This window comes from Lysinibacillus sp. FJAT-14745 (assembly GCF_001275675.1).
Taxonomy (GTDB): domain Bacteria; phylum Bacillota; class Bacilli; order Bacillales_A; family Planococcaceae; genus Lysinibacillus.
Genome location: NZ_LITM01000006.1, coordinates 231,006 through 238,462, shown reverse-complemented (window position 1 = coordinate 238,462; position 7,457 = coordinate 231,006). Strand labels below are relative to the sequence as shown.

General features: G+C 32.8%; 10 protein-coding genes. 2 read left to right on the top strand and 8 right to left on the bottom strand.

From position 1 onward, the window contains the following. Positions 1-259: 259 nt before the first annotated feature. From AMS59_RS11150 to AMS59_RS11140, 3 genes are all read right to left on the bottom strand, one after another. Positions 260-787 carry an SMI1/KNR4 family protein gene (locus tag AMS59_RS11150; RefSeq protein WP_053483826.1) on the bottom strand — a complete coding sequence of 176 codons (528 nt, stop codon included), beginning with the start codon at positions 785-787 and terminating at the stop codon, positions 260-262. 19 nt (positions 788-806) lie between these two features. Further along, entirely contained in the window at positions 807-1,262 is a 456-nt protein-coding gene (locus tag AMS59_RS11145; RefSeq protein WP_053483825.1) for an SMI1/KNR4 family protein, read from the bottom strand. A gap of 375 nt (positions 1,263-1,637) precedes the next feature. Then, positions 1,638-2,489, bottom strand: a complete 852-nt coding sequence (locus AMS59_RS11140) for a hypothetical protein (protein WP_053483824.1) — start codon at positions 2,487-2,489, stop codon at positions 1,638-1,640. A gap of 516 nt (positions 2,490-3,005) precedes the next feature. On the opposite strand from AMS59_RS11140, the gene AMS59_RS11135 reads away from it, so the two are divergent. Both AMS59_RS11135 and AMS59_RS11130 read left to right on the top strand, forming a co-directional pair. Continuing rightward, positions 3,006-3,215: a hypothetical protein gene (locus AMS59_RS11135; protein WP_053483823.1), complete on the top strand. Its 210-nt coding sequence runs from the start codon at positions 3,006-3,008 to the stop codon at positions 3,213-3,215. A 27-nt stretch (positions 3,216-3,242) separates the two neighbouring features. Further along, positions 3,243-4,220: a DUF2167 domain-containing protein gene (locus AMS59_RS11130; protein WP_234007738.1), complete on the top strand. Its 978-nt coding sequence runs from the start codon at positions 3,243-3,245 to the stop codon at positions 4,218-4,220. Positions 4,221-4,655: 435 nt separating this feature from the next. Here AMS59_RS11130 and AMS59_RS26245 read toward each other — a convergent pair whose 3' ends face one another. From AMS59_RS26245 to AMS59_RS11105, 5 genes are all read right to left on the bottom strand, one after another. Further along, on the bottom strand, positions 4,656-4,814 hold the full coding sequence (locus AMS59_RS26245) for a hypothetical protein (RefSeq protein ID WP_234007737.1): 159 nt from the start codon (positions 4,812-4,814) through the stop codon (positions 4,656-4,658). Positions 4,815-4,882: 68 nt separating this feature from the next. Then, positions 4,883-5,410, bottom strand: coding sequence for a DUF4303 domain-containing protein (locus AMS59_RS11120; RefSeq protein WP_053483822.1), 528 nt, complete (start codon positions 5,408-5,410; stop codon positions 4,883-4,885). Positions 5,411-5,739: 329 nt separating this feature from the next. Beyond that, the gene (locus tag AMS59_RS11115; protein WP_053483821.1) at positions 5,740-6,210 is read right to left on the bottom strand and encodes a hypothetical protein; all 471 of its coding nucleotides are present in this window, start codon (positions 6,208-6,210) and stop codon (positions 5,740-5,742) included. Positions 6,211-6,365: 155 nt separating this feature from the next. Further along, positions 6,366-6,824 (bottom strand): hypothetical protein, encoded by a 459-nt coding sequence (locus tag AMS59_RS11110; protein ID WP_053483820.1) that lies wholly within the window; start codon positions 6,822-6,824, stop codon positions 6,366-6,368. A 224-nt stretch (positions 6,825-7,048) separates the two neighbouring features. After that, positions 7,049-7,357, bottom strand: a complete 309-nt coding sequence (locus tag AMS59_RS11105) for a hypothetical protein (RefSeq protein WP_053483819.1) — start codon at positions 7,355-7,357, stop codon at positions 7,049-7,051. Positions 7,358-7,457 lie beyond the last annotated feature (100 nt).

Below are 7,457 nucleotides of genomic sequence, written 5' to 3'. Positions count from 1 at the left end.
AATGAACAAATGGTTAGCAGCTCTGCCTAGTTATTTCAAGCAATGTCTTGATCTTTCAGGGTGCGAAAGTTGAGTAATAATAAAATTTTTCCACTATATATAAAAAAACTTTCTCTGAGTTAGCAGTCTGTAAAAGCTTGAATTCTTATCATAACTAAGTACGTTACTCTTTGTGTAGATATTAAAAAGAATAGCCTCTAAAAAACTCTTATTTTAACTAATCACTTTAATTAATTTGGTATTTACTTCAATCTACCTGTCATACAATATATTCAAGTTCAATATCTAAGAGATCATCAGGGAATAGATGACAAGTTATATTTCCACTAAAGACACCATAAAGAAATTCAACCAACGAGCATTTATATTCATAGGAAACACCTGATCTTCCATCATAGACCAATATGGACCAGTTTTCCGGGTCATTTGAGGTAATCCAATTTAATACATCTCCATTATCTGTTCCCGCAAAAGGAAGCAATCCATTCTCTTCAGGAAATAAACTTCGAGGAAAATCTTCAGGGAATTCTTGCTTTGAAGTAAAATAAGCATCGTTCTCTTCTTTTGACCTTATAAAAAAATTTAAGTTTTCATCACAAGTAAATGGGGAGTAAATCCATAAAAATCCACCTACCCCACCTGCTCCATAGGTAGAAATAAATTCTTTATAATCTGATGGGAATTTTGAGCCTAACTCCTTTTCAGCCTCTTTCCATTGAAATATATCTCCAGCGCCAAAAGTTTTTGCAGGTACAGGTAAAATCGTTTTTAGTTTTTCTAAAGACATATTTAATCACTCCTATCTACTAGATATTATTACGTTCTTCCTCTTCTTCATCTAGTAAGTAATTAAAAAAGTCAGAAAAATCATCCCAAACATCTGGCTTAGAAATAAAATCTTGCTTATCTAATTTAGTTACTTCTACAGAATCTATCCATATGATTGATGGCTTGTTTTCTGTATCCATAACAATTACACTCATATCTTCTTCAGCAATAACAACCATTCTATTCGGTAAACCAACTGCCTCTCTAATTCTCAAAGTCTCTCCTAGTAGATTTGTTGGATCAGAAAATACAAAAGAATGTATACTTTTCCCCCCAATGTCTCCTCCACCATAGAAACGAGATATTTCACGAAAGTCCTCAGGTAGTTTTACTTTAAGATCTTGTTCAATTTTATCCAAGTAATCTTTAGAAACTCCATCAACATCATCATATAAGGAAATATATTTATTTCGTAATTCATTTATATCATTCATATTCTTTTCACCTCTTTAGAAATCTTATTTACATTGCATAATGTTTTAGAATTTAAAACTCATGCTTTGATGAAATCTACACAAGCATCATGTAACTGAATATTTTCCTTTAAAGATTTTTTACTGTCTTTTTCAATAATATCTAACTGTAAATCATCTTTTGAATAACCATCAATAAGCTCCATTATCTTAAAAATGGTATCGTAAGTTACATCGAATAATAATGCTTCAATATTTTCACAACTGCATTTACATTTACTAAGAGCAACCTGTACTACATCTTCTTGAACTTCATGTAATGTCCTAAAAAAATTTTCTCATAAAGACTCCACTTCTTATCATTTATGTCATACCTACACACAAACCACTAATATTTCAGTTTTGCTCAGTTCTTACTTTAGCACCTAACGAAGTAAAATAATCAGCCAAAACTAAAGTATTTTCCCCATATCCTTCAGCTATTAGAAATCCAGTACTATTTAATTGGTTTCGTATTTCATCGAATGATAGACCTGTTTCTTTTTTTAATGCTAAGATTACATTTGATTTATTCTCGCCTGGATCATCAAGATACACATAATATTTTTTAACTTTTTCTTTAATTCGTTGCTCAATTGGTGCAAAATTTTCTTTTGATTTTAAAATAGGGAGAAATTCGCATATATTTTTAATTTCTTCATTATTTAATTTAATTTTCCACTCCTTCTCCATTGACTCATAAAAATTAGATTGATATTCACCGCATTTATAGTATTTATCATTGTGTTTATCCAGCCATACAGATAAAAAGTAGTCGAACTTTTCCAGTGAATCCACTAGTAGTTTTGGGGAAAATTCTCCTCCAACATAATCATAATAAATCGGGGTTTCCACCTTACTTACATCTGCAATCACTGGATTCCCACTCCAACTAGAAATAACAATCCAATTTTGGTTCCATTTCATTTTCTCCGAGAAATCTACCCAACCTTTACCTTCTTTAATAAATCTGTAACCTTCTAAAGCATTCATTAGATTTTCCTTACCAATTAAATAGAAGTCGTTAGTCCAATCAAACATCAGGTCTTTAGATTCAGGTAAGTCACTGTACCATTCCAAAAGTGTTTGACTTAAAAAAGGGAGTTTAAAATTTTCTTTTAACTCCCTTTTCGTTTCTTCAGATGTTTCTAGAAACCTAATTTTACTGCCGTTTTCATTTTTAAAAATCGACTTAGTTAGGTATTTCATTTGTGTTACAGCCCCTTTGCTTCTACTAAACCGTATGTATGACTGAAGAGATACAATCGCATATTTGAGCGCATCCTCAATATACGTATACTGGTAAACCAGTTGCTCCAATTAAAAAATATAATAGCACCTATAATGTCCTAGTCTTGTGCGCTAACTATAATTAAAAATAGGTTAACACAAAAATAAAGCAATAAAAACTGAATTATTGTCAATAAATTCCGAAAAATCGCTGTCGATTTCGCATTGACGTAATTGTAGCTGACGCTTTGCTTTCGCTACAGAAAACGTTTGTTGCTCTTGCTTCTCTTTCGAACAGATAAACAATTCAAAATCCTATATATTAGTTAGCTGTAAATCGTTTTTATATAAATAAGCCGTAATCCTCAGAAATCCCCTTTTATTTCTAATAGTTCATAATTACTACAGAATGTTATATGACTATTTACATCGTTGCCACATTTTGGATTATATGATAATCTACATAAGTATTTTCCATTATTAAGGGGGTTAATTATGTTACGTACTGGTATTTTGTTTTTAATTTTGGGGTTAGGGGCATTCATACTGCCGCAATTCGGTATACAATTCAAATTATTTACCGTTTTTGGCAAAATTTTTGGCGGAGGCGAAACCATTGTTGAAATTGCTTTCGCAGGTATTGGCGCCGTCCTAGTAGGCATTCATTTATTTAAAGGCAATAAGGACAAGTCGTCCGCAGCGTAAGAACACAGATTTGGGAGGAAGCTATTTTTGAAATCGTTGATTGCAAAACTATTAAAATCAGTAACTGTTATGACTCTTATTATAATGGCGTGTGCGGTTCCCGCATACGCCGAAGAAAAGCTGAATTGGATAGAAGGTGGACAGAAAGTCGACGTTGGATCCAATTTAGCCGAACTTCAATTAGGCAGCGATTTTATTTTCCTTGATGCCGAAAACACGAAAAAGTACATAAAGCAGAGTGGAATGGAACCGAACGGGGAAGAAATCGGTGTGGTTTTCCCAAAAGATGAAAAACAGAGTTGGGCCGTTTATTTCGAATATACCGAATCTGGACATATTAAAGATGACGAGAAAAAGGATATCGATGCTGACGCCTTGCTCGAAAGCTACAAAGAAGGCACGGAAGAAAAGAATAAGGATTTAAGTCCTGAAAATCAGTTATTCGTAGATAAATGGGATGTTGCTCCGTTCTACGACAACTCCTTACACAGTTTGTCATGGTCTTTATTGGCACATGATAATCAGAACAACGGCGTTATTAACTACAATGTGCGACTTCTATCGCGCGAAGGCTATATCTCGGCGATACTCGTCTCAGATCCGGAGAATTTGAAGAAGGATCGTATAGTGTTTAACAATAAGATCCTAAAGCAGTTTAACTTAAAGCAAGGTCAGCGCTATGAGGATTTTGACAAAAAAACCGATAAGGTAGCTGAATTCGGCTTGACTGGATTAATTCTTGGAGGAGCGGGTCTAGCGGTTGCCAAAAAAGCGGGCTTGCTTGCTGTGCTCATCCCTCTTTTGAAGAAGTTTTGGATCGTGCTTTTGCTGTTCGGCGGAGCGATTTGGGGCTTTATTCGCAAAAAACTCGGAATGAAGAAAGAGCAGTCTGAGCAGCAACAGGAACAGTCGGAACAACCGGCAGAGTCGGAGCAAACGGTACAGTCGGAACAACCAGCACAGGACCAGGCAAGTGAACGCAGCAAGGTTAATTCGCATGAGTAATAACCGCTAAACGTTTCGCAGGATGGCTATTGCATTGTTCCAAAAATGAGAATAATCAAAGCCCTTCCTAATCGCTCGATAGCCTAGTGATTAGGAGGGGCTTTTTATATCGTTTATTCATTTAAAAAGAAGCTCCTTATAAAATAAGCTGCCTAGTGGAAACTATCACCGAGACATAATAACCTTCTCAAAACACCTTAGATTACATTATCCCCTAGTTTAAGTGACCGAAATAATAAGTTATTTTAATGACCATATCCACTCAATTCTTTAAATAACTCTTCACCATTTTCTTTAATTCCATTTCTATATTTTGAAGGGATTTTTTGACCACACCTAGTAAACCATGCGTCAAAAGTATTTCTCCATTCTGAAACCCTATCTTTCTTAATACTTAAGTTCGCATCCGCTTTATACTTTCTAGAAAGCATCAATTTAAATATCTATATGAACTAACATAACCTGATATGGTTTCTCAGTCTTCTTCAACCATTCATTGCTTTCTTCAATTTTGCTAATTGCCAAGTTAAAATAATGAGCATTTTCTAGCTCTGCAGCTTCATTACCGTCTGGTGCTGTACTAAATATTTTCATCATTTCCCCCAATCTTACTTTTTTGCCCGTAATATATTTTATCTTTTATCGAACCTTAAAATTAACTTTTACTCTTCAGCAGCCTCACTAAGCCAACCCAAAATGTCTTCTTTCTTATTAAGACGTAAAGCTCTGATTGTGTTTGTAACATCAGGGGGCATTACCTCAACGTTCACATACACTTTACTTCTCGGTTGATTTAAAGAAAATACACCTTTTTTATCTATTTTTTCCATAGCCAAAACCATAGCTTCTAATCTAAATTCTACTTCTTTATACCATTTAAATTCATCAGTATAGTCAAGTACACGCTCATTAAATAGTTTTCTTACAGTTTCAAAATTCTCGCAACCAAAATTCCAATATGGTGAATCTGCATATGACCATTTTATTAATTGAGCATCCTCCTTTGAATATTTTTTAGAGATATTCTCCAACGCCTCCAATGACCAAGCTGAAATAACTGGTGCAACAGCCTCCCCTGTTGTCACCAATGCACAATAATAATAACTTTCTTGGTTTTGAAATAAACTTAAAAATGATTTTTCTGCTGCAATTGCTATTTCGTCAACTAATTTTGCAAGGTCATTATACATATCGATAACCCCCTTTCTTGTAAGAAAAATTTTTTACATCGGTCCAATACATCTCCTTCCAATCAAACGAGAGATTCATCCAAAAGTTAAATAAGATTTATTCCAAAAAATAGTGGCAACAATCCCCAAATAATTACCGCTACTCTTATTATTTTCTCTTTGCAAAAAAAATCCTGTTTCTGATAAAGCTATAATACCAAAATTAGGCATTCTATTACTAACAAAAAAGCATATGTAAAGAAGGACATATACAGCCTTCCTTACATATGCTTTGAATTTCAGTTATGCTCTAAGACTCAAAATATGCTAAAACAATTCCATTATGTATTTTAGTCAATTTCCTTAAAAAATAGTGAATTTAATTTATATTGTTCTAAAGAATTTTTGATCACGTCCGAAATAAATATACTTCTTTCGCAGTCCACACAGCCAGATTTAATACCTTCCAGTCTCGTTTTATCGAATACAGACATGTAAAAATTATAATCCTTCTCTAAATCATCATGTACATTAAATTGCGATTCTTCCCAATTAATACAGTTAATAGTATTTGTAAAGTTTATTATTTTAAAGTCATGATTTATTGGAATCCTCTTTGAATCTAAAAGGTTAAAATCGATCCATTGAACATCGTTTTTAACACCTACTACTTCTTGCCAAGCTTTAATAAATTTATTACTTACTAAATAAATTCCATTGGTCAAAATAATATCTTGTTTAAAAAACAAGTCTGTATCTCCATAAACAATAATATCAAAATAATTATTAATTAAGTCTAACGATACTCCATAATTTATCATCCACCTATTATATTTGGGTCATCAATGTCAAAAATCAAATCTTCATCAGTAATTGAAGCATCAAAACTCTTCATTAAATGGTATTTTATTTTCATCCGCATCTAATTCCCCCTACTATTTAATACTTTTTGTAAATTATATTTGGTCAAATAATTTTATTTATCAAGATCTACAGACCAATCAATCTCTTCATTAAACCAATTACACAATTTATTTGAACCATTATCCATTTTCAAAGGGATTTCTCTTGCCCACATTTTAATGTCACTTATGAACTTCTCTTTTTCAAGCCCTTCAAAGTTGTTTTTTTCTAACGCCCTGTTCAGAAACTCTAAAAATAGATTCCCCAAATAATATCTCTGTTCTACTTTATACATTTTTTCATATTCTTCTACCGTAACTGCCATATCAATTGTCAGATAGTTATCTTTTTTCGTATATCTAATAAATGATTTTCTTTCATAGGATTCTGGTAAGCATCTAAAGGCTATCCCGATCGAAACATCGACATTCCTATATTTTGAATTTATATTAGATTCCAATGCGTCTGTTAATTCACTAGCTAATTCATCAACTCTTGCACCTGCAGTATCTGAAACTATTGAAAAATCCATACAACACACTCCCTCTATATAAAGCAAATCAACATTTTACATATTTGTTAAAGAGAAATCTTCATTTCTCCATAGACTTTTTTCAATTGTTATTCCACAATACCTTCAAATATAAATTTCATTTTCAACTTTTTTGGTTCTCTTGAAAAGTTAAAGATTCATATTTAGTTCCACTTAAAATACATTTTTATCCCCATGTCTATTTTGAAATCCCTCGAAATATTTCATTCAGAAAAAAGCTTCATTGCTTTTTCCTGCAATTCAATACCGATTCCCTCTAATTCCTCCAAAAACTTATCGTTAAAATACCCTGCTTGAAATGAAAATGCACCATAGATATCCACCATAGCTAATGCTAACTTTTTGGGAACTGTCTCTTTATCCTTATAGTATTGTGTTAATACATCCAGTGCCTCTCTCACTTGATTTAATAAAATCGAATCTAATTCCTTATTTGTTCTTAATTTTACTGGTACTGAATTTTCACTTATTAACCCATCATAAATTATACCAAACGCTTCTTTTATATCCATAAATTCACTCCATTTGTAAATTCAGGTTCATCACCAAAATCCGGGGATGACAAAATCAATGACCTGTTTCCAAACGTAAACGGAGGAAAAGATGGGCATC